24 protein-coding genes and 1 riboswitch are annotated in these 25,433 nt (G+C 55.9%); of the genes, 10 read left to right on the top strand and 14 right to left on the bottom strand.

The genetic code is table 11. The features are described from left to right. Positions 1 to 37 precede the first annotated feature (37 nt). From QYE77_RS06570 to QYE77_RS06580, 3 genes are all read right to left on the bottom strand, one after another. Complete coding sequence (locus tag QYE77_RS06570; protein ID WP_315624578.1) at positions 38 to 1,843, bottom strand: peptide ABC transporter substrate-binding protein; 1,806 nt, start codon at positions 1,841 to 1,843, stop codon at positions 38 to 40. A 133-nt stretch (positions 1,844 to 1,976) separates the two neighbouring features. After that, complete coding sequence (locus tag QYE77_RS06575; protein WP_315624579.1) at positions 1,977 to 2,957, bottom strand: ABC transporter ATP-binding protein; 981 nt, start codon at positions 2,955 to 2,957, stop codon at positions 1,977 to 1,979. Continuing rightward, a complete protein-coding gene (locus QYE77_RS06580; protein ID WP_315624580.1) occupies positions 2,957 to 3,943 on the bottom strand; it encodes an ABC transporter ATP-binding protein in 987 nt (328 codons plus the stop codon). Before QYE77_RS06580 ends, QYE77_RS06575 begins: the two co-directional genes overlap by 1 nt. A 340-nt stretch (positions 3,944 to 4,283) precedes the next feature. Between QYE77_RS06580 and QYE77_RS06585 the strand changes: the two genes are divergently transcribed. Continuing rightward, a complete protein-coding gene (locus tag QYE77_RS06585) occupies positions 4,284 to 5,117 on the top strand; it encodes an alpha/beta hydrolase (protein ID WP_315624581.1) in 834 nt (277 codons plus the stop codon). A gap of 93 nt (positions 5,118 to 5,210) precedes the next feature. Next, positions 5,211 to 5,954: a serine hydrolase gene (locus QYE77_RS06590; RefSeq protein WP_315624918.1), complete on the top strand. Its 744-nt coding sequence runs from the start codon at positions 5,211 to 5,213 to the stop codon at positions 5,952 to 5,954. On the opposite strand, the gene QYE77_RS06595 is transcribed toward QYE77_RS06590, so the two are convergent. Further along, positions 5,944 to 7,728: a glycosyltransferase gene (locus QYE77_RS06595; RefSeq protein ID WP_315624582.1), complete on the bottom strand. Its 1,785-nt coding sequence runs from the start codon at positions 7,726 to 7,728 to the stop codon at positions 5,944 to 5,946. The genes QYE77_RS06590 and QYE77_RS06595 overlap by 11 nt on opposite strands. Positions 7,729 to 7,737: 9 nt before the next feature. Beyond that, positions 7,738 to 8,388, bottom strand: coding sequence for a DedA family protein (locus QYE77_RS06600; RefSeq protein ID WP_315624583.1), 651 nt, complete (start codon positions 8,386 to 8,388; stop codon positions 7,738 to 7,740). A gap of 204 nt (positions 8,389 to 8,592) precedes the next feature. Here QYE77_RS06600 and QYE77_RS06605 point away from each other — a divergent pair, with 204 nt between their 5' ends. From QYE77_RS06605 to QYE77_RS06625, 5 genes are read left to right on the top strand one after another with little or no spacing between them, the layout of a single operon-like run. Beyond that, entirely contained in the window at positions 8,593 to 8,988 is a 396-nt protein-coding gene (locus QYE77_RS06605; protein WP_315624584.1) for a DUF3054 domain-containing protein, read from the top strand. A gap of 1 nt (position 8,989) precedes the next feature. Then, positions 8,990 to 9,598, top strand: coding sequence for an RNA polymerase sigma factor (locus QYE77_RS06610; protein ID WP_315624585.1), 609 nt, complete (start codon positions 8,990 to 8,992; stop codon positions 9,596 to 9,598). Beyond that, on the top strand, positions 9,595 to 10,434 hold the full coding sequence (locus tag QYE77_RS06615; RefSeq protein ID WP_315624586.1) for an anti-sigma factor family protein: 840 nt from the start codon (positions 9,595 to 9,597) through the stop codon (positions 10,432 to 10,434). Before QYE77_RS06610 ends, QYE77_RS06615 begins: the two co-directional genes overlap by 4 nt. Beyond that, complete coding sequence (locus QYE77_RS06620; protein ID WP_315624587.1) at positions 10,431 to 10,919, top strand: NUDIX hydrolase; 489 nt, start codon at positions 10,431 to 10,433, stop codon at positions 10,917 to 10,919. The genes QYE77_RS06615 and QYE77_RS06620 overlap by 4 nt, the downstream gene beginning before the upstream one ends. A gap of 33 nt (positions 10,920 to 10,952) precedes the next feature. Then, entirely contained in the window at positions 10,953 to 13,349 is a 2,397-nt protein-coding gene (locus QYE77_RS06625; RefSeq protein WP_315624588.1) for an FtsK/SpoIIIE family DNA translocase, read from the top strand. 55 nt (positions 13,350 to 13,404) lie between these two features. Here QYE77_RS06625 and metK read toward each other — a convergent pair whose 3' ends face one another. After that, positions 13,405 to 14,631 carry a methionine adenosyltransferase gene (metK, locus tag QYE77_RS06630; RefSeq protein WP_315624589.1) on the bottom strand — a complete coding sequence of 409 codons (1,227 nt, stop codon included), beginning with the start codon at positions 14,629 to 14,631 and terminating at the stop codon, positions 13,405 to 13,407. Between the two features lie 91 nt (positions 14,632 to 14,722). Beyond that, a riboswitch (SAM riboswitch) is annotated at positions 14,723 to 14,847 on the bottom strand. A 214-nt stretch (positions 14,848 to 15,061) separates the two neighbouring features. Here metK and QYE77_RS06635 point away from each other — a divergent pair. Beyond that, positions 15,062 to 15,820: an ABC transporter ATP-binding protein gene (locus QYE77_RS06635; protein ID WP_315624590.1), complete on the top strand. Its 759-nt coding sequence runs from the start codon at positions 15,062 to 15,064 to the stop codon at positions 15,818 to 15,820. Next, on the top strand, positions 15,817 to 16,806 hold the full coding sequence (locus QYE77_RS06640; protein WP_315624591.1) for a SufB/SufD family protein: 990 nt from the start codon (positions 15,817 to 15,819) through the stop codon (positions 16,804 to 16,806). The genes QYE77_RS06635 and QYE77_RS06640 overlap by 4 nt, the downstream gene beginning before the upstream one ends. Before the next feature lie 77 nt (positions 16,807 to 16,883). Here QYE77_RS06640 and QYE77_RS06645 read toward each other — a convergent pair whose 3' ends face one another. The 8 genes from QYE77_RS06645 to QYE77_RS06680 form a co-directional block, all read right to left on the bottom strand. Continuing rightward, positions 16,884 to 17,237: a cupin domain-containing protein gene (locus tag QYE77_RS06645; protein WP_315624592.1), complete on the bottom strand. Its 354-nt coding sequence runs from the start codon at positions 17,235 to 17,237 to the stop codon at positions 16,884 to 16,886. A gap of 81 nt (positions 17,238 to 17,318) precedes the next feature. Further along, positions 17,319 to 18,728 carry a PTS galactitol transporter subunit IIC gene (locus QYE77_RS06650; protein ID WP_315624593.1) on the bottom strand — a complete coding sequence of 470 codons (1,410 nt, stop codon included), beginning with the start codon at positions 18,726 to 18,728 and terminating at the stop codon, positions 17,319 to 17,321. Positions 18,729 to 18,792: 64 nt separating this feature from the next. Next, positions 18,793 to 19,080, bottom strand: coding sequence for a PTS sugar transporter subunit IIB (locus QYE77_RS06655; RefSeq protein WP_315624594.1), 288 nt, complete (start codon positions 19,078 to 19,080; stop codon positions 18,793 to 18,795). Positions 19,081 to 19,147: 67 nt separating this feature from the next. Next, complete coding sequence (locus QYE77_RS06660) at positions 19,148 to 19,639, bottom strand: PTS sugar transporter subunit IIA (RefSeq protein WP_315624595.1); 492 nt, start codon at positions 19,637 to 19,639, stop codon at positions 19,148 to 19,150. Between the two features lie 28 nt (positions 19,640 to 19,667). Beyond that, complete coding sequence (locus tag QYE77_RS06665) at positions 19,668 to 21,071, bottom strand: dihydrolipoamide acetyltransferase family protein (protein WP_315624596.1); 1,404 nt, start codon at positions 21,069 to 21,071, stop codon at positions 19,668 to 19,670. 8 nt (positions 21,072 to 21,079) lie between these two features. Further along, entirely contained in the window at positions 21,080 to 22,066 is a 987-nt protein-coding gene (locus QYE77_RS06670; RefSeq protein WP_315624597.1) for an alpha-ketoacid dehydrogenase subunit beta, read from the bottom strand. Further along, a complete protein-coding gene (locus QYE77_RS06675; protein WP_399389915.1) occupies positions 22,059 to 22,976 on the bottom strand; it encodes a thiamine pyrophosphate-dependent dehydrogenase E1 component subunit alpha in 918 nt (305 codons plus the stop codon). The genes QYE77_RS06670 and QYE77_RS06675 overlap by 8 nt, the downstream gene beginning before the upstream one ends. Before the next feature lie 64 nt (positions 22,977 to 23,040). Next, complete coding sequence (locus QYE77_RS06680) at positions 23,041 to 24,042, bottom strand: sugar-binding transcriptional regulator (protein ID WP_315624599.1); 1,002 nt, start codon at positions 24,040 to 24,042, stop codon at positions 23,041 to 23,043. 212 nt (positions 24,043 to 24,254) lie between these two features. Between QYE77_RS06680 and QYE77_RS06685 the strand changes: the two genes are divergently transcribed. Beyond that, entirely contained in the window at positions 24,255 to 25,349 is a 1,095-nt protein-coding gene (locus tag QYE77_RS06685) for a PstS family phosphate ABC transporter substrate-binding protein (RefSeq protein WP_315624600.1), read from the top strand. The last annotated feature ends 84 nt before the right edge of the window (positions 25,350 to 25,433 follow it).

Here is a 25,433-nt window from a genome sequence, read left to right on the forward strand (position 1 = left end):
AGAGGCGCCCCCCTCCCCTCCTGTTTCTCCTCATACACTACTGGGTAATATCCCACTTCTCGATGTGCTCGAGGCCACCCAGCACCGAGAACGTGCGCTGGACATACGGCTTGGTCACGGTAACGCGGGTGTACCAGTAGATCGGAATCATTACCGCATCTTCGTAGACCAAAATCTGCTCCGCCTGCGCGTAGAGGTCTACACGCTTCTGCGGATCGGTTTCGCGGGCAGCCTGGACGACGAGTTCTTCATACTTGGGATTCTCCCAATTGAAGCCGCCACCCTCAGCCGGGTTAGCCGAACCACCCTTGGTGGGTACTTCGCGCAGGAAGTTGTTTGCATCCGGATAGTCCTGGCACCAACCAAGGCGCCAAATCTGCGGCGTTGCTTGCGGGTCGCGGATGGTCTTCAAGTAAACCTTCCACTCCTGGTTCGCCAGTTTGACATCCAGGCCGAGGTACTCTTTCCACATCTGCTGAATGGCTTCAGCGATCTTCTGGTGACCCGAAGAAGTGTTGAACATCAGGGTGATATCCAAATCGCTAACCTTCAGGCCCTTCTCATCCAGGTAGGATTGCAGTTCGGCCTTGGCCTTTTCCGGATCAAACTTGACGCCCAGGTCGGGGTATTTGTCCAGGGTCGGTGCACCGGTCAGACCAGGGCGGGAGAACCACTGCGCCGGTTCCTGACCACCCTTGAGCACGTTGTCAATCAGGCTCTGGCGGTCAATCGCCATGGAGAGAGCGCGGCGCACACGGGCATCATCCACGAACTTGGCCTTGGTGTTGAAACCGTAATAGTAGGTGCACAGTACCGGGCCGATTGCCAGTTGTTTGGAGAGTTCGGGATCTGCCTTCACCCGGTCCATATCGGCCAAGGGTACCGCCGCCACATCCAGGTTACCGGCCTCGTACTCGGCGAACGCCGGAACCTCATCCAGCATGGTCCAGGTGACCTCATCAATCTTGGCCACCGGCACGGAGGGCAGACCCGGCCAGAAGGGGTTCTTGACCAAGGTGATGTAGGAGTCATGCACCCATTCCTTCAGGGTGTAAGGGCCATAACCCTGGAAGAAACCAGTCTCAGTCCACTTATCGCCACGGGCCTCGGTGCAGTCATCGCCCTCGATCAACCACTTCGGTTCGGCGTGGGCAACCCACATGCCCGCGATGTTGACATTGTAAACGGCCTGCTCGGTGAAGGTGATCTCGAGGGTCTTCTCGTCAATGGCCTTCACGGCAACCGTGGTCGGATCCTCGGTCTTACCCCCGTTGTAATCTGCCGCACCCTTGATAGCAAACGCCAACACATAAGCGTAATCCGAGGCCGTCTTGGGGTTCAGTGTGCGCAGGATGCCGTATTCAAAGTCATAAGCGGTGACATAGCGCGGATTGCCATTACAATCCTTAACCTGCTCGACTTCCTTACCGTTCCAGCGCACCCACGGGATGTTCGACACGAGATGGAAGGTAATAGTCTGAGTGCCGTCCTCATTATTGACCACATCCCAGGATTCGGCCATGCCGGGTAAGACTTCCGCGGTCTCTTCATTCTGGCGGGTCAAACCAACCGAGGTTTCCTCAATGATTTGGGTTGAAGAGGTATCCGTTGCCAGCGAAGGATCAAGGGTTGGAATGTCACCCGGGCCCATGTTCAGGCGCAACACCTTGGGACCGGCCGCGGCTGGCGCGGGCGTTGCGGTCACCACGACCTCCTTAGGCGTCCCTTCCACCACCACCGTCTGGATGATGGTTTCAGGGGTTGCAGCAGCGGGTTGGCAGGCGCCCAAAACCAGGCTTGCCAAAACCAACACACTGATCAACAAGAAAAACTTGGTACGCATATCTTTCTCCTCCTTATAAAAGGATCTAGAATGGATTCGAGTGGGTTAAGCGCCCCGCTTTCTCCAACTCACCACACCTAACACAGATTTCCAACCATCACCTCCTTTCGGAAAAGTCGCCTTATTTAAAAATTTATACCATATGACAGGCCACAAAGTGACCTGGACTTACCTCACGCCATTCCGGTTTGACCTCTTTACAAATCTCCGCCGCCAGCGGGCAACGGGTGCGGAAACGGCACCCCGAGGGCGGGTTAACCGGTGAGGGCACATCCCCTTGCAGAATGATGCGCTTGCGTTTCTTCTCTACCGCCGGGTCGGGGATGGGCACCGCCGAGAGCAACGCCTGGGTGTATGGGTGCAGGGGATGATTGTAAAGTTCATTGCGCGTCGCCAGTTCCACCATGACACCCAGGTACATCACCGCTACCCGGTTACTGATATGGCGCACCATTGAAAGATCATGCGCAATGAAGAGATAGGTGAGGCCAAATTCTTGCTGCAGGTCTTCCAGCAGGTTGACCACCTGGGCCTGAATGGACACATCCAGCGCCGAGATGGGTTCATCGCAGACAATGAATGAGGGTTGCAGGGCCAAAGCGCGTGCCACCCCTATGCGCTGGCGCTGACCACCCGAGAATTCATGTGGATAGCGATTGGCATACGCGGGATTGAGCCCCACCAGTTCCAGCAAGTGCTCCACCCGTTCCTGCACTTCGCGCCCCCGCGCTACGTTGTGGATGATCAACGGTTCGCCGATGATCTCGCCAACCGTCATGCGCGGGTTAAGACTGGCATAGGGGTCCTGGAAGATCATCTGCATGCGTCGGCGCATTTTGCGCAGATCTTCACCCTTGAGCCTAACCAGATCAACCCCTTCAAAATGAACACTCCCGGAGGTGGGACGGTAAAGTTGGAGGATGGTGCGTCCGGTGGTGGATTTTCCACACCCCGATTCGCCCACCAACCCCAACGTTTCACCTTTATAAATATCAAACGTTAATCCATCTACCGCGTGAACCGCCCCCACTTGACGTTGAACAATAATGCCGCGGGTAATCGGAAAATGCTTGACCAGATTTTCAACGCGAACCAGGACTTCGGGCTCGGCCATCAGCGTTCTCTCCCAGTTTGAGTGTCCACCCAGCACGCCACTTGATGCTCAGGAGCAACGGTCATCAAGGGTGGGTTCTCGTGCCAACAGTGTTCAACCGCGTACTTACAGCGCGGTGCAAAGGGGCAATAATTCGGCTTCTCTAATAATACCGGGGGCAAGCCATCAATCGAAACCAGACGCCGATGGCCGGTTTCATCCATACGCGGGAGACTACCCAGCAGGCCAATGGTGTAAGGATGGGTGGGGTGGGCATAAAGTTCATCCACCTGTGCCATTTCGATGATATAACCGCCGTACATCACCGCCACCCGGTCGGCCAACCCGGCGATGATCCCCAAGTCATGGGTGATCCAGATGATGGCCATTCCCAATTCATCCCGCAGACGCTTGACCAGATCAATAATCTGCGCCTGGATAGTGACATCCAACGCAGTAGTCGGCTCGTCGGCGATCAGGATTTGCGGGGTGCAGATTAGCGCCATGGCAATCATCACACGCTGGCGCATTCCGCCTGAGAATTGGTGGGGGTAATCGTTCAGGCGTTCTTTGGCATTCGGAATGCCAACCATCGCCAACATTTCCGCCGCTCGTTCGAGGGCTTGCTTGCGTGACATCCCCATATGGATTTCGAGCGGCTCAGCTACCTGGCGACCAATGGTCAACACCGGATTGAACGAGGTCATTGGGTCCTGAAAAACCATGCTAATGTGAGCGCCGCGGATATGACGAATTTCCTCATCGCTCATCTTCAGCAGGTCTTTACCCTGGTAGATAGCCTTTCCCGCCACCACCTTACCAGGCGGCGATGGGATCAGGCGCAACATTGACATCACGGTCACACTCTTACCGCAACCACTCTCCCCCACAATGCCCAGGGTCTCCCCTTCACGCAGTGAAAATGAAACGCCATTTACGGCATGGACGATCCCTTCACGAGTGCGAAATTGGGTCTCCAGGCCCTCAACAGTTAATAAATCGGTCATGGAATGGACCTCGGGTGTTATAGATGTTGTTCCAGGAATTGGAATGGTATAGCCCATAGGTAAGCCAGAACAAGGCAAATCAATTTTACAACCAAAAAAAAGCGCTGTCAAACCGAATCACCCGTTGCGCCAATTCAACCGCTGCGATTCAGGACAAGTGTCCTGGGTTCCTTATGCTTTTTGTCGCAACTTGACCTATTCAATATACCCTTTTACGGTTAGAATCCAGGTCATCCCACACCATAGAATGTAAGGTTAGCGGTTGAAGAGTACCCTTTTAATAACGACTTTGTTCTCCAGTTTTTCCATATTGCTCGCCTCGGCGCCAATGGTGGGCGAAATGATCGCCACCACAGCGCCATTACGAATCCTCAAAGCGCCCCCTTCTATATTGAAGGTTGATTACGAAAAAGTAGAATTTTTAACCTCCGATGGCCTGACCCTGCGTGGGTGGTTCTTTCCCGCCGCCGATCCCGCGGCACCGGCCATCCTATATGCCCCGGCAACGGCTAAAGACCAGCGCCAGGGTTTAAGCCTGGTGCGCCCCTTGCATGAGGCAGGTTATCACGTTTTGCTATTCAGTTACCGTGGGAGCGGTGAGAGTGACGGCAACCGTTTTGTGTTTTCCTACGGCGCGCGCGAGAGTCAGGATGTTGATGCCGCCGTGCGTTATTTAGTCGAAACACGTGGCATCACTTGCATTGGGGGCATCGGACATTCTGCCGGTGCGGTGGCGCTCATCCTGAGTGCTGCCCGCAACCCCAACCTCCATGCCGTTGTCGCCGCTGCCCCGTTTCCCTCACTGGAAGATGCATGGCGGGTCAACCGCCCCACTTTCTTCCCGCCCCCGCTTTACGAGCAGGTCATGCGCCTGGCAGAATGGCGCAAAGGATTCACCCGCGATGAGGTGCGCCCTTTGGACGTTGTTCACCGCCTTTCCCCGCGCCCAATTCTCTTCGTCTTTGGACAGGCCGATCGGCGCATTCCCCCCGATCAAGCTAAGCGCCTCTATGAAGCGGCTGAAGAACCCAAAGATATCATCTGGCTCCCTGAGGCTAGTCACGAACAGGTGCGCAGTCCTGGCCTGGATTTCCTTATGCCCCAACTGGTAGATTTCTTTCGGCGCAACCTTCACAGCAACGCCACCTGCTTCCACCGGCAAAGCATACCCTGACTTCTTACGCTGGCTACCATTCCGTTACTCCAAGAATGAGCGGTAAAATCAAATTACCGTCTTGGTGTCTTGAGGGAGGTTAAGGTGGACCTCATGGATTTTCTCCAGGCTCTGCGCGGCTCGGGCACGCAATACGCTTTCTATCTGCATCGTCAGGATCATCCCCCCTGTTTTGAAGCCAACAGTGAGCGTTTCTCTGCCGCCTCACTGATCAAAGTACCCATCCTGCTGGCCTGGCTTCACCTGGAACGCCAAGGAGATGTCAGCCGTGCAGAATGGTGTCATCTGGATGACGAACCTCAAGTCCAGGGGGCGGGATTTGCCTGGGCGATGACCACCCGCCATTTGACTTATCATGACGTCCTGTTGATGATGATCGCCACCTCGGACAATCTCTGCACCAACTTGGTCATCCGCCGCCTCGGAATCGAGCGCCTCAATCGGGTTTTTCAAGCCCATTTAGGATTAACCGACACAGTGCTTCAGCGCAAACTTATGGACTTTGAGGCGCGCGCCCGCGGTTTGGATAACTGGATCAGCCCCACCGACTGCATCCGCCTATTCGATCTCATCCGCAGCCTTGAGCCGGATGAACGACAATGGGTGGATCGCATCCTCAGCCTCAACCAGGACGATCGTCTGCTCAAGCGCAATTTCAACCCGGATGCACTCACCTTTTGTCATAAAACCGGCAGCATTCCGGGCGTGCTGCACGACTGGGGCTACACCTCCGAAACAGACGTTTTCCTGCTCATGCAAGGGATCCAGGACGAACGCGCTGCGTTGGAGTTATTTGGGGCAGCGGGAGAGTTAGCCCTGGGTACCCCTATGGCTTAACTTCAAGGCGCATCCAATCTTCCAACATCTGGAATCCGCAGCGCAAGGCTTCCAGATCCTCTTGATTGGGAGAAACCTGGCAAGCCAGTGGTTTGTAGGTTTGCAAAAGTGACTGTTCTGAGTCGGACATGCCAAAGGGTTCGGCACAGCCGTGCGGCTGCCAGACGATCTGTAAGCGCCTGGCATCCAAGTCGGTCTCCACAATCATCAAGGCTTGGGCTGGAGGAGGTGAATCTGTCCCACCCTCAGAAAACCAGGTTGGAATTGGTTGCCAGTCCAGAATTAACGGTGGGCAAACCGTTCCATTGCCCCGGGCGAACAAAGCCATGCGCACCGGGCCTTCCCAACCCCGCCAGGATGACGTGGACTCACCCGGTGCTTGAACTCCTCTACTACGCTGTTCAAACAAGCGCGCCAAACGCTCTTCCACCGCTGTGCGTAATTCATCGAGTGTAAGCCCGGAAGCCGAAGCCGCTGGTGCGCGGTACATATCGCTCAAGAAGAGCGCCCCTAGAACAACCAGAAGCACCGCCATAACGCGCGAGAACGAGAGGCGCCTACGACGTTGAGCAGGCCGAGCCGCCACCGTATGGGGCGCCATCCCGGATACGGAGATCCTTTGATAAAGTTGTTCGTAATGGGCAATGGTAAGTTCAAGATCGTGCGCTCGTGCAATTTGACGCCCCCGCGCCCCCATAACCGCCCAGGCATCAGGATGTGCTAAAAACCACTCCATTTGGACTGCCAGGTCTCTGGAATCTCCAGGTTGGAACAGACGCCCATTTTCCCCGTGACGGACCAGTTCCGGCAAGGCCATGGCACGGGCGGCGATCACCGGTTTGCCACAGGCCATAGCCTCCAGCGTGGCCAGGCTTAATGACTCCACATCTCCGGGCATTACAAACACATCGGCTGCTTGCAACAATTGGGCCACTGTCTCGCGGGGCACCCGCCCCAAAAAACGCACCCGATCCTGAAGATGATGTGCCGAAACCCAACGGCGCAGTGCAGCCTCCATCCCTCCTTCCCCTGCCAACGCCACTTGGAAGGGTCTTCCCTCAATCTGCGCTACGGCTTCGAGCAAAACCGGTAATCGTTTTTCCGGATCCAGCCGCCCAACATAGAGGAAAAGTGGAAAATCTGGTTCCAGATTCCAGGTTTGTCGCACCGCGCGGGGGTCAACTGGCTGTAGAGCCTGCCAATCCCACCAATCCACACCACAAGAAATAACATAGACTGGGGGACGCACATGTTGCTGACGCAAGACCTGGGCAGCTGCAGTAGAGGGCACCACCACCCCATCCACATGGTTGAGGTAAGAGAGCATCCAGCGCCAGGCTGCCCAGGCCACGATAGGACGAAAATAACGCGCTAACCATGAGAAATAGGGCGCCCATATCTCCGGTCCGGGATGATGCGTGGCCAGAACCGGCAGGCCGCGGCGGTGCGCCTCACGCCGGGCCGCCCGACACAAAGGCGAGGAATCCTGCAGGTGAACCACATCGGGTTGAAAGGCGTCGAAGATGCGCCGCATCCCTGCGCCCAACCGCCAGACCCAGACCAACTCGTTATGGAGCAGACTTAAGGGCAGTCCGGGCAAGCGCCACACAGTAAGGTTGCCCTGGCTTTCCATTTCCGCTCGCCAGCCGCGCCCTGGCACCACCACCCCTACCGAATGCCCGTGCCGCACCAATCCTTGCGCTAAGTTACCGCTAAAGGTAGCCTGCCCATTTAAGTGGGGCGGATAGGTCGTGGTAACAATTAGCACACGCATGGAGAACAATCACTCTCTCGCATCATCATGTCCGGTGGCTTCAATGCGCAATGCCGGATGACGGCGCAACAAACGGGGCAGAAAAATCATGCCCAGGATCAAAAAGAAAAGCGTTGAGGCGATCGCCAGATACCGCACCCCTTGGGTGATATACATCAGACTGTTGGCTAAATAGTAACCAACAGCGACGAAGGCGCCAGTTACAATCAAATTGGTGAGAAAAATCGCTCCAAACCAACGGCGCAAAGGCACCCGCGCCAGTCCGGTTGCGATTAGCGCTGGGATGATCATCCCATTGGTGAGTTTGGCAACGACCAAAATCTTAAGGGCATGACGTTGGACTAAATTCTGCAATCCTTCCACTTGCTCCCGGCGAATCCCCAACCAACGCCAGCGCGTCAGCCATTCCAATCGCCCAAGATACCCCAGAGCGTACCAAAGGGTATCTGCAATCAGGTTGCCCAAAGAGGCAGCCACAAAGACCGGAATAGGCGCGACAAAACCGGCCGACGCTGCCGTAGCCGCCAGCAGGATCGAGACCGGGCCTTCCAACGCCACCATGAGCACCAGAAGCGGATAAAACCACCACCCCACTGGCGCGAGGGGAATCAGATGAATCCATCCCAACGCATGGTCTATGCCGTTAAGAAAGCCTTCCATCGCCCATCCCTGTTGACAAACGCTAAATCCAAACTTAACTCAAACGTCCCTCTGCGGTTACACCGAAAATTGTTGACCGTGCTGATTATAATACGTGAAATGATCCCCTTGGGTTTTCCTTTCAAAGATTAGGATTCACCCCGATAATAATAAAAGCATAGGTTTGGCTTGACGCTCCTTTTTCTTTGGGATAGGATAACTGACGTGGCTCAGCACCGTTCTCCCCGTGTTCCCAATTGGGTAATCCTAGGGGATGGACTTTTCCTGCTCGGGGTAACGCTGGTCGGGGAAGTCACCCATGGGATTTCCCTGCTCTCTCCGCGCTGGCTCACCACATATATCCCGCTACTTATTGGCTGGGCATTGAGCGCCCTGCCGTTGGGGCTTTACCATACCTCATATGCCAGTCGCTTTGGGGTAAGCGTACGTACCCTTTGGGCTGTTCTTCTCGCCGTTCCTCTAGCCGCATGGCTGCGCGGTTTTTGGCTGCAAACCCCCGTGATTCCGCTGTTTGTTCTGGTACTAATAGCGACAACTGGCGTCACCCTGGCCATCTGGCGCGCAATCGCTGCTCTCCTGCTCCGTGCAAGAAAGGTTTAGGATGGACGAAGCCGCATACATTAGCCGCGCTTTAGAAGGTGACCTGGAAGCGTTCAACCACTTGGTGTTGACCTACCAGGATAGTGCCTATAATCTGGCCTACCGCATGCTAAACGACCCTGATGCGGCCGCCGATGTGACTCAGACCGCTTTTATCGCGGCATACCGCAGTCTTAAATCCTACCGCGGGGGCTCGTTCCGCGCCTGGGTTATGCGCATGGTGACCAATGCCTGCTACGATGAATTGCGGCGGCGGAAACGCCGTCCCACTATCGCGCTCGAGCCGCTCAACCGCGAAGACGAGGAAATCGAATCCCCCGCCTGGTTGGCCGATAACCACCTCTCGCCTGAAGAAGAAATTCAAATGCGTGAGCTCGAACACGCTATCACCCACTGTTTACAGGAACTCCCAGAAGACTTTCGGGCTGTGGTCATTATGGTAGATATAGAAGGATACGACTACAGCGAAGTTTCCCAGGCGCTGGGTAAACCCCTGGGCACGATCAAAAGCCGCCTGGCGCGTGCTCGCCTCCGCCTGCGTGATTGCCTGGCCGGATTTGCGGAACTATTACCCACCCGCTTTCGTCTAGGTAAAGAGGAAATGGCATGAAGACGCGACTCTCTCTCAAAGAATGGGAACGTCTCTCCGCCTACCTAGATGGACAACTTGGCGAACGTGAACGTCGGCAGGTGGAGGAATGGCTACGAACGCGTCCTGAGGTTCGTGAGGCTTGGCACAGTTTGCGTCAGACCCGGCACGTGCTACGCCACGCGCCGCGTCGCAGAGTTCCGCGCAACTTCACGTTAACACTGGCAATGGCAGGAGCGCCCGCACCTAAACCGCGCCCCTTCTTCATCTGGCAACTGGCACCGGCGCTAGCGGTATTTCTGGTCATTGTCGCTGTGTTAATAGAATTTTTGCCCATAGGTAGTGCTGGCCCTACCGCACACCCTCTCCTTTCCGCTGCCCAGCCGGAAGCCATGAGTGCGGCCCAACCCACTGCAACCGCGGTCGTCGTTTATTGGGGCGGGCCCCCATCACCGGCGATTGGTATGGGTGGGGGCGGCGGCGAGGGATTCGGTGGCATGGGCGGAGGAGCCGGGGATACCAGCACACCATTCAAGGGATATGCACCAGAGACAACGCCCCCTGCGCCGCCGTCACAACTCACCCCAACACCCGCTCCGCTACTCGCTACCCCGCAACCCACGCCTGAGGTACGCGCTCTAACTGTACCTTCCCCCCAAGCACTTAATCCCGTCTTGGGACTACCTGCACCAGAAGAGCGGGGTAAAATATACTTTGTTACTCCTACCCCAACCCCCGAGCGCGAAAGCCCCTTTGTTTTCCCAACCTCGTTCAAACGCCTGCTTCAAGGCGGACTGATTGGGCTGGCTTTCATTTTAGGGATGGTGGTCCTGATCCGGAGGTTGCGCTCCCAATGAACCAACGCCCGATTCGATTTTGTCCCTACTGTGGAGTTCCGGTGGTCTCCCGTTACTTGTTCGGACAGGAACGCCCCACCTGCCCTGAATGTGGATGGATTTACTTTGCCGACCCTAAAGTTGCCGCAGCGGCAATTGTGGAAGAAGAAGGTAAAATCCTGCTCACGCGCCGCGTCAACGAACCTTATCAAGGCTATTGGACGCTACCGGCAGGTTTTGTGGATGCCGGCGAAGACCCCGCCCGTGCTGCCGAGCGCGAGACCTTTGAAGAGACCGGCTTAGAGGTTCAGGTGACCGGCTTGGTGGAGGTTATCAGCGGGCGTGAGCACGAACGGGGTGCCGATATTGTCATTGTGTACCGCGCTAAACGCATCGGTGGCACGCTACGGCCCGGTGATGACGCCGACCGGGTAGGCTTCTTTGCCCGTGAACAACTACCTCCGCTGGCATTTCGGGCTACTCGCCGCGCCCTTGGGGTAGAATAAATAAAACAGAGAGTTCACCCGGTTTAGGCATGTATGAGTCCACAAGCCAAGACCCGTAAGCCATCCTCGCGCAAGGGCCGGCCTGGGGAGCAACCTTCGCGTCTGCGTGGGGCTCAACCAAAGGCACGGACCGCTGTGCGGCGAAAACCAGGCGCCACAACGCCGGGCAATCCACCGCGGCTCCTTGCCCGCCTGCAATATCTATGGAACCGGATCTCTCCCGAGCATAAACTCGATGCGCTTGGCGTCCTCCTAACCTTAACCGGCCTAGCCCTCTTCTTAAGCCTGATCTCATCTCAAAATGGAACGGTGAGCCGGGCTGTTCTCAGTGCCCTGCGCCGATTTCTGGGTTGGGGAAGCCTTGCAGTACCCTTCGCGATGATAATTTCCGGCATCTGGCTGATTCTACGCCGCGTCGAGCGCCTTCCGTTGCCCTCCACCCCCCGCCTGATCGGTTTGGGATTGCTCTATTGGAACCTGTTAACCTGGTTGCACTGGCTCAGCGGCAGTGGCCCCGGCCTGGTCAATCAGGGAAAGGGAGGCGGATGGTTAGGTCAAGCCACGCTTGCCGCGCTCCTTGGCGCCCTTGGTCAAGCCGGCACCATGGTCGTCCTATTGGGATGGCTGTGTTTTGGCATCATGTTGATCACAGACACCTCACTCACCGAATGGGCTAAGTTCGTGGTGAAAACCTGGCAATCCGTCGTTGCCAAACGCTTAAAACCCTCAGCCCATCGCCCAGCAATAACTGCACCGACATCTCAAAAAGTCACCGAAGACCTCCCTCCTGAGTTCCAGCCCCTGCCCGGGCGGTCACAACCTCGAGCCACGTCCACCCGAACACGTCGCACATCAGCCGAATCCACCACCAGTGAGTCCCCCTCATCTTCTACCCCCACTCTTCCCGCAACAACCGCTACCGAGCCGACATCGCTAACCGATTCACAACCACCACCCTCGCCCTGGGCATTGCCGGCCTTAGATCAGATTCTTGATCCTCCCACTCCCGCCGCCGCCCAGGATAACCTGGATCATGAGCGCGCCAAAATCATTGAGGAAACCCTGGCCTCGTTTGGCGCCCCGGCCCATGTGGTGGACATCTCCCACGGCCCTACCGTCACCCGTTTTGGCGTCGAACCGGATTTTATCGAAACCCGCAGCGGGCGCACCCGTGTGCGTGTCAGCCGCATTGTGTCGCTCGCCGATGATTTGGCGCTGGCATTAGCCGCACCTCGTATCCGCATCCAAGCACCTGTGCCGGGCAAACATTATGTGGGCATCGAGGTGCCAAACGTAGAAGTCAGTCGCGTAGCCCTCCGCGAGGTAATCGAGAGTGAGGCGTTCAAGCGTCTACGCTCACCCCTGCGCTTTGCCCTGGGCAAAGATGTGGCTGGGCGTCCGGTTGCTGCCGACTTGGCGACCATGCCGCATTTACTGATCGCCGGTACCACTGGCTCGGGCAAATCCGTATGCGTCAATGCTATCCTCACCTGTCTCCTGCTTCACAACACCCCGGCCGATTTACGACTGGTGCTGGTTGACCCAAAGCGGGTTGAATTGACTGGATACAATGGCATCCCCCACCTCTTGACGCCGGTGGTGGTGGACACCGAGCGCGTGATCGGCGCCTTGCAGTGGTTACAGCGCGAGATGGATGCCCGCTATCACAAATTTGCCCAGGTAGGGGTGCGCAACTTACAGGAATACAATGCCCGTCATTCACCCCCGCTACCTTATTTGGTCGCCGTGATTGACGAACTGGCCGATCTGATGATGTTGGCGCCAGATGAAACCGAACGCAGTATTACCCGTCTGGCGCAACTGGCACGGGCAACCGGAATCCACCTCATCCTGGCCACCCAACGCCCCTCAGTGGATGTGGTCACCGGTTTGATCAAGGCCAACTTTCCGGCCCGAATTGCCTTTGCGGTTGCTTCTTCGATAGACAGCCGCGTCATTCTCGATCAACCCGGCGCAGAACGCTTGCTCGGGCGCGGTGATATGCTCTTCCAGGCTCCGGATGCCGCTGCCCCCGTGCGGCTTCAGGGTACGTTTGTCTCTGAAGCCGAGATACAGCGGTTGGTGGATTACTGGCGCACTGCCGCTGCCCAGCAAACGACTCTCCCCTCGCCTAGCGCCAGCGGTGAGACGGCAGTGGATCTCTTCCCCCCTCACGTTCCCCTCAAACAAGGCGAACTGTGGGACACCGAGGGGGGCGATCCGCTGCTCCAGGAAGCCATTGACCTGGTACGGCGCGAAGGACGCGCCTCGGTCACCATGCTCCAGCGCCGACTGCGCATCGGTTATACCCGCGCTGCCCGGCTGATTGACGCCATGGAAGAACGAGGAATTATCTCTCCCGCTCTACCCAACTCCCCCATTCGCGAAGTGTTGGATTACGGGCCGGCAGCGCCGCCCGCTGAGGATTAAAAAACCGGCTGCAGAGGACTGCAACCGGCCATTTATAAAAGACAAGTTTACGTTTTTAGGATGCCGCGACTTTGATGCCCGCTGCCTCGCGCAGGAGTTCGGCTTTATCCGTGCGTTCCCAGGTCAGATCGAGATCATCACGGCCAAAATGCCCGTAGGCCGCAACCTGGCGGTAAATGGGACGGCGCAGGTCTAAATCGCGAATGATTGCGCCGGGACGGAGGTCAAAATACGTTTCAACCAGGCGCACAATATCTTCATCCGGAATGACACCCGTGCCGAACGTTTCAACGTTGATGCTCAACGGGCGGGCTACGCCAATGGCATAGGCAACCTGGATTTCACAACGCTCGGCCAGCCCGGCAGCGACAATGTTTTTGGCCACGTAGCGAGCTGCATAAGCGCCCGAGCGATCCACCTTTGTGGGGTCCTTGCCGCTGAAAGCACCACCCCCATGCCGTCCCATACCGCCATAGGTATCAACGATGATCTTGCGCCCCGTCACGCCAGCATCCCCTAACGGACCACCGATGACAAATCGCCCGGTGGGATTGACATAAATTTTCATCTCGCGGTCAACCATGTGGGATGGCAATACGGGCAGAATGACATGTTCAATGATGGCTTCGCGCACTTGTTGCTGAGTGACGTCCGGAGCATGCTGAGCGCTAATCAACACCGTATGCACTCGTACCGGCTTACCGTAATGATATTCAATCGTCACCTGGGACTTTCCATCTGGACGCAGCCAAGGCAACGTACCATTTTTGCGCACTTCCGCCAGCCGCCGTGTCAATTTATGCGCCAGGTAGATTGGCATCGGCATCAAGACCGGGGTCTCATTACAGGCATATCCGAACATCATGCCCTGATCGCCGGCACCGATTTTCTCGATCTCGGCATCGGTCATCTCACCAGTTTTGGCTTCCAGAGCCTGATCCACCCCCATGGCAATGTCACCGGACTGCTGACTGATCGCCACCTGCACCGCGCAGGTATTACCGTCAAACGACTTACTCGAATCATCATAACCGATATCCAAGATCACCCGTCGCGCTAACTGATCAAAGTTAATCGTGGCGCGGGTGGTAATTTCGCCCAAGAGCATGACAAAGCCGGTCTTGGTCGCCGTTTCGCAAGCCACACGGGAGTACGGGTCCTGGGCCAGACAGGCATCCAACACGGCATCGCTGATTTGATCGCACATCTTATCAGGATGCCCCTCGGTCACCGATTCGGATGTGAACAGGTACCGAGGCGAGTTCATAAACGACGTGTTCATTTTTTGATCTACCTCCTAAAAAGTGTTTTAGAAAAAGAAAATGCCCCTTCTGGGATAAGGAGGGGCAATCACTACACTTGTGTAGGCTGCCCTCTTATCTTCCAGAAATTTACTTTCTGCCGGACTTGGCACCTTGGATGCGTACGCGCCCACATCATACACATCCAGGTTGTCGAGGCTTCATCGGGCCGGTCCCTCCGCCTCTCTGGATAAGAGGTGCCTGAAAAGGCTATTCAATTGTTGACCGTATATTATCACAACCCGGGGTGAATGTAAAGGATGATCTCGTAATTGCTATTCCCACTCCAGGACTAAGGGCGCGAAAGCCGTGACAAATCGCCCCTCTTAATCAGACAAATGGAACTGGTAGAAATATCTATTTTGGATTACATTCTAATTTCAGAATAATTCTATACAAAAAGACAAGATCATGAAACCTTATTTGTTAGAGATAAAAGATTTATGCCTGAGCCGGGAGGGGCGGGTACTGCTTAACCACGTTAACCTGGCCTTGAAGCCGGGTGAGATTCATGTCCTGCTGGGCCTCAACGGTTCCGGGAAATCCACCCTCGCGTATACCATCATGGGATGCAGTGGCTACACCCCCGACCATGGCCAGATCCTCTTTGAAGGACGTGACATTACAGGATTAAGCCTCTCGGAACGGGCACGCCTGGGGATCACCCTGGCCTGGCAGGAGCCGGCACGCTTTGAGGGTATTCCGGTGGGCAAATACATTAGCCTGGGAATGAAAGAGCCGGATCGGCAACGGGTGATCGAAGCTCTCGAAGCCGTTGCCCTCCCCCCAGCTCAATATGGCTACCGCGCCGTTGATAAAACCCTTTCCGGTGGCGAACGTAAACGCATCGAATTGGCCGCCGTTTATGCCATGCGTCCACGTCTAGCCATATTGGATGAACCCGACTCGGGCATTGACGCACTCTCTTTGACCGATATTGAGCGCCTGATCCGTCGCATGGCAAATGAAGGATGCACCATTTTACTTATCACCCACCGCGATGAACTCGCCGAGATCGGCGACAGTGCATCTTTGATGTGTCTGGGCAGCATTGCCTTCGTGGGCGATCCCCAGGAAACACGCCGCTTTTACCGAGATCACTGCCGTTTACATCCCACGCCACCTGAACCCCTGAAGTTAGGGTTAGAACCCAAGGAGGGTCAATCATGACCCATGTTGCTCGTATTCCCTCACCTTCCGGTGATACGGCCCCGGCCTGGGCGGGGGAGTTAAATGCAATGATGGAAGCCTACCGCCAGGCTGGTGGTGACCCCAGCGCCCTTCAATTGCCCCAAGTCGCCACCCTGGTGATTTCTGCCAATCAGGTATTGGTTGCTCATGAGATCCCTGGGGTTCATTTTGAAGCCGAAAGCCTGCCGCACGGCGTCCGGGCTCGAATTTGGGTGGAACCTCACACCCATCTCGCCCAACCGATCCATCTATGCTTCGGTCTTTTGCCAGCCGAGGGGGAACAGGACATTCTGGCCGAGTATGACATTGGCGAACAGGCAAACGTGCGTTTTCTGGCTCACTGTTCGTTTCCCAACGCCATCAAGGTTGAGCATCGAATGCAGGCGCGCATTCGGATCGGTCGTCAGGCCAGCCTGACCTATTCCGAAGAGCACTTCCATGGCCCGCATGGAGGTACGGTGGTTATCCCCAAGGCTGAAATACTGGTTGAAGAGGGCGGGCATTTTACCACCACCTTTACATTGACCCGCGGTCGGGTGGGTGACCTACGCCTGGATTACCTGGTCCGTGTGGGAGCAAATGGGGTGGCCGAACTGGTCACCAAAGCCTATGGGAAAGGTGACGATACCATCCACGTGCGCGAGGTGGTCACTTTAGATGGAGCCGGCGCCCGCGGTCTGACCCGCACCCGCATTGCTGTTCAGGACAAGGCTCAAAGCCGCGTAGATACCATCACCGAAGGCAACGCCCCAGGTGCGCGCGGGCATATGGACTGCACCGAAATTGTGCGCGGGCAGGCTCAAGCCAGCAACAACCCCCTGGTTATCGTGCGCCATGACCAGGCCCAGGTAACCCACGAAGCCGCCATTGGCACCGTCAACCGCAAGGAACTAGAAACGCTGATGGCACGCGGCTTGAGCGAGGATGAAGCGGTAGATCTGATCATCCGTGGGCTGATGCGGTAAACCCAGGCAGGGTTTACCACTCTCAGCGTTATTGCATCGTTCAGCGAACGGAAAGGGTCTGATCTACACACATAGGGTTAAGACGAAAGAATCGTCGTCACATCGGGCAGATTCGGAACAACGCAAATGAATTCAAACGGCTCTTGGCCAATATTCTGGTAATCGTGAGGGACACCCGCTGGGATAAAAACGACATCCCCCGGCCCAACTTCGTAAACCTCCTGACCAATGCGAATCCTGGCTCTACCACGAATGACAAATTGTTCATGCTCAACACTATTGGTATGTAAGGGCATGTTGCCACCCACCTCAATCGTGAACATGCGCATGGCAAAATGAGGAGCCTCTGCGGCTGAAATCAATACCCGTTTGTAAACCTTTATGCCATTTGAAACCGGTTTTGCTTCAACTTGAAAACTATTCTTGACCATGGCTTCCTCCTGTGAATGTGATAAGCAGGAAGCCCGGGAGCTCCCGGGCTTCCTTTTTCGAACTCAAGCGGAAAGACGCGTTTAATCAGCAGAGGCCGGGGCTTCGGCTGGAGCACCCGCTGCCACTTCCCACGCCTTGGTGTTGCGCAGGAAGAAGAAGAACGCTGCGGCCAGGACGACCAACAATACCACCAACCCTAACGCACCCAAACCCTGCACCGTGCGGACGAACAGGAACGGCGGCCAGAGGAAGCCATCCGCAATGCTGGTAATTTGTACGGCACCCTCAGGCAGTGAAAAGCCGGAAGCAACCGCCGCTGCGGTGAAGAGTGGCGCCATGGAGGTGGCAATGTAGAAACCAATGGCCAGGGTAATCGTTCCTGCAATCACGATGCGCAACACGTTCCCGCGCATCACCGGCGCCGTCATTGCCACCACAAACGGGATCACGGCCAGGTCGGCGAAGAGAATGACGCGGTTACCAGGCAGGATGATGCTGAGCAAAATGGCAATCGGAACAAGCACCAGCGCACTGGCAATCGCCGCCGGGTGACCGATCAAGATGGCCGAGTCGAGGCCGATGTAGAACTCGCGATCCCCGCCTGCGCGCTTTTGCATGAACTCACGCGCTGATTCGGAAATCGGGATCAAGCCTTCCATTAGGATCGAGACCATGCGTGGCAGCAAGAGCATGACCGCTGCCAGATTGATGCCCGCACCCAGCACCTTCGCCAATACCGTCACGAAGTCGCCAGCGTTATAGAACGCAATCGCACCCAAAACCAACCCGATCACCAAACCCAGGATCACAGGCTCGCCAAAAACCCCGAGACGCTTACGAATGGTTTCAGTGTCCCATTCAGCATCCCGCAGGCCAGGAATGCGTTCGATTACCCAGTTTGTGGCAATCGCAATCGGAACGATGGGCGCCGAGGTCAGGTGAGGGATGGAAATGCCCGGCAGGCCATAGAATTTCTGCACGGCCTTAGCGGTCCAGTCGCCCAGGAAGAGCGCCAGAGCGGCGGCTAATGCGGCTGCAATCAAACCATAGAGCAGGTTGTTGGTCGCCGCTACAATAAGCGAACCGATGAAGGCAAAGTGCCAGTAGTTCCACACATCCACATCCAGGGTGCGGGTGAGGCGCAGCGCCAACAAAATCAGGTTGACCACAATGGTCAACGGGATGACCCACAACCCCACCGATGAACCAAACGCGATGGCTGCAGCTGAAGGCCAACCCACATCCACCACATCACGGGTGACGCCAGTGTTCTTGACGATGGCCTGAGCTACTTCGGTCAGGTTGCTCCACATCAGACCGATGACGAGATTGATACCGACGAAAGCCACACCGATGGTCACAGCCGCCCGAAAAGCTCGGCCGGGTTTGGCGCCGAGGATCAAGGCTAAAAGAAAGATAATGATGGGCAGCATAACAGTGGCGCCAAGCGTATCAAACAACGACTTAATCGCACTTAATACGGCATCCATTTTTTGCCTCCTGAGAGGATTGGTATAACAGAACGAAAAAAATGAACGATCGAATAGGGGAAGATTATTGTTTCAGAATCTCTTCAATTTGCTTCAGCACCTCCTCCTTTCCGATTCCCGTGAGAAACGCCAAGGTCTGGATCACGGGTTTTCCAAGATTTGAAGGCAACGGGGTCGTGGTGACAATCAAATCTGCATCAGCGGCGAGGCTTGGAACCTCGGTCGCTTTACACTGGCGCGTGGTCACGTTTAATCCCCGTTTCTTCATTTCCTCTTCAATCGCATGTGCCACCACGGTCGAGGTGGCGATAGCCGTACCGCAGGCGACCAAAATCACTTTAGGCTTGCTCACGTTTACCTCCTCAAGGAACAGGTTTTTATAGTAAATTGGGATGGAAAAGATAAAGAAGAATACCCGCTCAAGACTGTGTGGTGATCACTTGCGCCAGTGCCTGACGCACTGCCTCCAAAGACTGTGCACTAACTAAATCGTGAACGACCTGAGGGTTCTGCAAAATCGTCGCTACTTGCTGGAGCATCTCAACCTGTGATTTGGGTTGCTCCAACGCTAGCAAGAAGACGAGACGCACCGGAATGGCATCGGTGGGATCAATCATGTTCTGAAATATCACGGGTTCCGTCAAGGTGGCCAATCCCACCGCCGGACGAAGAACATGCTCGATATCCGTATGAGGGATTGCGGCGTGCACGTCCCCAGCTAGCCGTAAACCGGTTGGTAGTTTTGCCTCTCGTGCTAAGGCGGCATCAGCAAAGCTTTCTCGCACATAGCCTCCCTTGAGCAACGCCTCCGCCAGGCAGCGGATAACCTCTTCGGCCGAGGTTGCTCTAATGTTTAGGGCAATGGCTTCTGGTACTAATAAGTCTAGCAGATTTAGCGAGTTTGAAGTCACGTTCCCTCCGCACAAAATTTTTATCGGGTCACACCACCATCACTTCCGGTTGCTCCAACGCTTCCCGCAGGTCGGCCAGGAAGCGCGCCCCCACCGCCCCATCTACCACGCGGTGATCCGCACAAAGGGTCACCGTGAATACCGGGCGCACCCGAACCTGTCCTTGCTCATCCGCCACCACCTCGCGCCGTAAACTACCCACGGCCAGGATTGCGACCTGGGGTGGGTTGATGATCGCCGTAAAGCGTTCAATCCCAAACATTCCCAGATTGGAGATGGTGAAAGTGCCCTCCACCACGTCTTCAGGTTTTAAGCGGTTGGCGCGTGCTCGCTCGACTAGGTCGCTTATCTCACTCGCTAATTGGAGCAGATTTTTTCGCGCGGCATCGCGCACTACCGGCACGATCAACCCTTCCTCAACAGCCACCGCAATGCCCAGATTGACCTGCGCCGGAATGATAATTTGTTCGCCCTGGGGAGTCACCGTAAACCAGGCATTCAGGCGGGGGTGTTGGGTCAACGCCCAGGCACAGGCCCGCGCGATCACTGCCGTCAGACTGACTTTGGGTTGTCCTTCTTTAAGGCGCTGATTGGCACGCGCCCGTAACGCTTCGGCCGCCGTAGCATCAACGGTGATCTCCAAATGGATATGGGGAGCCTGTTGGGCGCTTTGTTGCATGCGCTGAGCGATCACCTTGCGCATCCCGGCCAGCGGAATAACCTCTGCAATGGGTGTTTGCACCCCAAAAGTCTCTCCACCTAAAGGAGGCGCTACTGGCTTGGTAACCTCGGGTTCCCTTTCAGGCGCGGCCGTTACCGTTCGCGCCTGCGCCTCATAGACACGCCGGACATCCTCCGACTGGATGCGCCCGCGTGGCCCACTCCCCTCCACTTGACCTAAATCCACCCCCAGTTCACGCGCTAACCGCCGCGCTGCCGGCACTGCCCGCACTTTACCTTCACCCTCAGCTCGGGTTGCTAAATATTCTTCGACATCTTTGCGCGTAATCCGTCCACCCGGCCCTGTTCCTTTAATTCGGCTCAAATCCACACCCTCAGCTTCGGCTAAACGCGCCGCCACCGGTGTAACCGGCACATCTGCGGCTTCAGGGGACTGTTCAGCCGGGGTGGGTACAACTTGGGAAGGAGCGACAGAGGGCGTGGGAGACGTAGGGCCGCCTGGTAAGGTCTCACCGGGTTGTAAGACGTAGGCAATCACCTGAGTGACTGGCACCACCTCACCCTCGCGGTAACGGATCCCAGCCAGTATCCCGCTTGCCGGTGCCTCTACTTCCATGTTGACCTTGTCGGTGGTTACCTCGGCGATCGGCTCACCCTGCTCAACTGCATCTCCCTCGTGTTTGAGCCAGCGCACGATTTCCGCCGTCTCTTGGGTAAAGCCGAATTTGGGCATAATAACTTCCGTTGCCACATTGCCTCCTAGTAAACCCCTTTAACCAGTTTACGGGCTTCTTCAACGATGTTTTCCACCTGGGGTACGGCATGGTATTCCAGGGTACGGTTATACGGGATGGGGATATCTAAACCAGCCAGACGGCGCACCGGTGCTTCCAGATAGTCAAACGCCTCGCTCTCTACAATGCGTGCGACAATCTCACCACCAAAGCCACCCATCTTGACCGCCTCATGCACCACTAACGCCCGACCGGTCTTCTTCACCGAGCGAATAATCGGCTCATCGTCCAAGGGGCGCAGGGTCCGTGGATCAATGATCTCAATTTCAATCCCTTCGGCTTGTAATTGTTCGGCAGCCTGCAAGGCTCGCTGTACCATGACCGAGGTCGCGACAACAGTTAGATCTTTGCCCTCACGCACAACATGGCTCTTTCCCAGGGGGATACGATACATCTCTTCGGGCACCGGCCCTTTGATCTTATAAAGCAACTTATGCTCAACAAAAATGACCGGGTTGTCGTCCTCGATGGCTGCTATTAATAACCCCTTGGCATCATAAGGGGTGCTGGGCATCACTACTTTTAACCCCGGAACGTGGACAAACCAGTTTTCCAGGCTCTCCGAATGCTGCGCCGCTGCACCGGTGCCAGAGCCGCCGGGCATGCGCAGCACAAATGGCACTTTGGCTTTTCCCCCGAACATAAAGCGAATCTTGGCAGCTTGAAGCACCAGTTGCTCCATGCTCAGGGTCACAAAGTCCATAAACTGGATTTCGCCCACCGGGCGCATGCCGGTCAAGGCAGCACCAATGCAGGCCCCAGCAATCCCGGCCTCAGAGATCGGGGTATCAATGACCCGCTCTTCGCCAAATTGCTGAATTAACCCTGCGGTTGCCCCAAAGGCACCGCCATAAACCCCAATATCCTCCCCGATGAGGAAAACCGTGGGGTCCTCAGCCATCTTTTGGGCGAGGGCTTCACGAATGGCTTCGACGTAGGTGATCTCACGCATAGACTCCCTCGAGAATCGTACTCACATCCGGTTCAGGGCTGGCTTGGGCAAAGGCGACCGCAGCTTCGATGCGGGCTTTGGCTTCCTCGATGTAGCGGTTTAATTCTTCCTCACTCAGGCCTAATAAATTTGCAAAGCGGCGGATAGGATCGCGCTGTTGCCAGAGTTTAACCTCTTCGCGGGTGCGATAGGCCTGACGATCGCTCTTGGAATGGCCTCGCCAGCGATAAGTAACCGCTTCAACCAGAGTCGGCCCCTGCCCCGCGCGCGCTCGTTCCGCGGCCTGGCGGATGGCGGCATACACCGCCAGTACATCATTGCCATCCACGGTGACGCCGGGAATACCATAAGCGCACGCCCGTTGGCTGATGCGCTCAATGTTGAACGCCTTGGTTACCGCCATGGACATGGCATACTGGTTGTTCTCACATAGATAGACCACCGGTAAATCCCAGATACTGGCCATATTGAGCGCCTCGTGAAAGGCACCCTCGTTAGCTGCCCCATCCCCAAAGATGGTCAGACAAACCTGCGACGTGCGGCGCATTTTTATGCTCAACCCGACGCCAACTGAAATGGGCAAGCCACCCCCCACTATGCCATTGGCACCCAGGTTATTTGCCTCCACATTAGCGATGTGCATCGAGCCGCCACGTCCGCGGCAGTAGCCGGTCTCCTTGCCCAGGAACTCAGCCATCATCAAGTTGACATCGCTACCCCAAGCGAGGCAGTGACCATGCCCGCGATGATGGTTGAGCAGATAATCACCTTTTTGCATGGCACGGGTGGCACCTACTGCCACCGCTTCCTGGCCGATTGAAAGGTGCATGGTTCCGTGCACCAAACCACGGGCAAAGAGGTCCTCCGCCTTTTCTTCAAAGGCGCGAATCAAACACATAGTGGCCAGCATGTCTAATGCCTGGTCACGGCCCAATTCGGCCAGCAAATGGTCATGATCCACAGGTATCGTGTTTTCAACGGTGATTAGAGTTGGTTGTGTCGTCATACGATGGTAATCCTTCCTCTAACGCGCGTAACGCAAACGTCGCTGCGACCTCATCGGTCACCAGGCGATTGATCAATCCGGAGCGGCTGGCGGCAATGATGGGCAATGCCTTAGCCTGCCCGCCCGCTACGCCGATGCGGATGGGCACTTTGCGCAAGGTTGCCGCATCAATACCCATAATGCAACGGGTCAGTGGTGTATCCACCAAGGTCCCATCCAGGGTAATGTGGATCGCACAGACATCACCCACCGCCCCTGCCGTGCGCAAATCTTCCAATTGCTCGGTGGTCAGATAACCGGCGCGCAACAGGCTGGCATATTCAGGTTCTACCGTCCCCACACCCACGAGTGCCAGATCAATATGGTGAAAATATTGCACCACCCGCTGAATGTGCGGTGCTTGCATCAAAGCCTTGCGGGTAGCCTCGCTATCCACAATCAGCGGCACCGGCAAGGTGGCATACTGACCGGTTAGCGCCCGCGCCATGCGCCGCGCCAGTTCCGGCCCGTCAATATCCGGATTGGGGGTGCCCAATGCCCCAATCATCTGCACCACCCGAATGCCCCGAAATGAACGTTGCTGCAAAGCGTTGACCGTTTCATAAACGGCTGTGCCCCAGGACGTGCCCAAGGTCATGTAATCGTGCAGGTGCGCTTCTAAAAATCGCGCCGCCAGTATCCCCAAGCGGCGCAACATCTCATTGTGTGCCAACGTTCCCCGCACCATCACCCAGACCTCATCTAAACCCAAGCGCGCTTGTAACGCCTGTTCGAGATCCCGGCGGCGTTGCATCGGATGGTTGATACGAATCTCCACCACACCTTGCCGCCGTGCCTCGGTCAGCAAACGCGAAACCATCGAGCGCGAATAGCCGGTGATCTTGGCAATCTGATCCTGGGTCAGGTTGGATTCGTAATACATCTCGGCAATGCGCGCTAAGAGGTCCAGGCGATCGGCATTTAGCAACATTCTTGAGCCTCGCATTTCGCAGAGGGGGCTAGATGTGATTATAAGGAAATTCAGAACGGGTACAAGACATTTGTGAATATAATTCACAAATGTGAAGATAATTGTTTGAGTAAACCTTAACCGATTCTTAAACCACCTTTTGAGCCACCTTAACACGTTATGTATATACTCAAATGTGAAATGATCCTATTTCAAGTGAGAGGAGAAGACCCATGCGTAAGTTGCTCCGTCTAGCAAGTGTGTTGTTCCTGGTGGCCATTCTAGCCAGCGCCTGTGCACCCGCCACCCCCGCATCTTCTGAACCAACGGTGATCGAGATCACCCGTATTGTTCAGGGTACACCCCAGGTCATTACCGCCACCCCAGCACCAACGACGCCAGCCGACATTGAAGGTACCATCCTGGTAGATGGCTCCAGTACGGTTGCGCCCATCACCGCGGCTATTGCTGAAGAGTTCCAGGCGGAATACCCGAACGTGCGTGTCCCGGTCGGCATTTCGGGCACGGGTGGTGGCTTTAAGAAGTTCTGCAATGGTGAGACCGATATTTCTAATGCTTCCCGCCCGATTAAGGAATCCGAAGCTGAACTCTGCAAGCAGAACGGCATTGAGTACATCGAATTACCGGTGGCGTTTGATGGCCTCGCCGTTATGGTCAATCCCAAGAACGACTTCGTGGAATGTCTAACCGTGGAAGAACTGAAGAAGATTTGGGAACCCGAGGCCGAAGGCAAGATCACTAATTGGAGCCAAGTGCGGGAAGGCTTCCCCAATCGTCCATTGAACCTCTACGGTGCTGGTACTGATTCGGGCACCTATGACTACTTCACCCAAGCCATTGTGGGCAAAGAAGGGGCCAGCCGGGGTGACTTCCTGCCCAGTGAAGACGACAACGTGCTCGTTCAGGGTATTGCAGGCGATGAGAACGCACTGGGCTTCTTTGGATTGGCTTACTATGAGGAGAACCAGGATAAACTCAAATTGGTGGCCATTGATGGTGGTAATGGGTGCGTGCTACCCAGCCTGGAGACCGTCTCTAACGGCACCTATCAACCCCTCTCTCGCCCCTTGTTTATCTATGTCAATCGCGCCCGCGTGGATGAAAAAGATGAAATCAGTGCCTTCGTCGCCTTTTACCTCAAGAATGCTGCCACTATTGTCAAAGAAGTGGGCTACATCCCTCTGACCCCTGAAATCTACGAACTGGCTCAAAAACGCTATGATAACCGTGTGACCGGTTCGATCTTTGAGGGGCAAGGATCAACCGTAGGCGTCAGCCTGGCCGATTTACTGGCGAAAGAACAGTAGCAAAAATCCTGTCTCCAAGCCTAATTTCAAGTAAAATCTACCTGGGAAGGGACTTTGTCCAGCCCTTCCCAGGCTCACTTGGGA

Origin of the sequence: Thermanaerothrix solaris (assembly GCF_032334255.1) — a bacterium.
Classification (GTDB): Bacteria; Chloroflexota; Anaerolineae; order Anaerolineales; family Anaerolineaceae; genus Thermanaerothrix; species Thermanaerothrix solaris.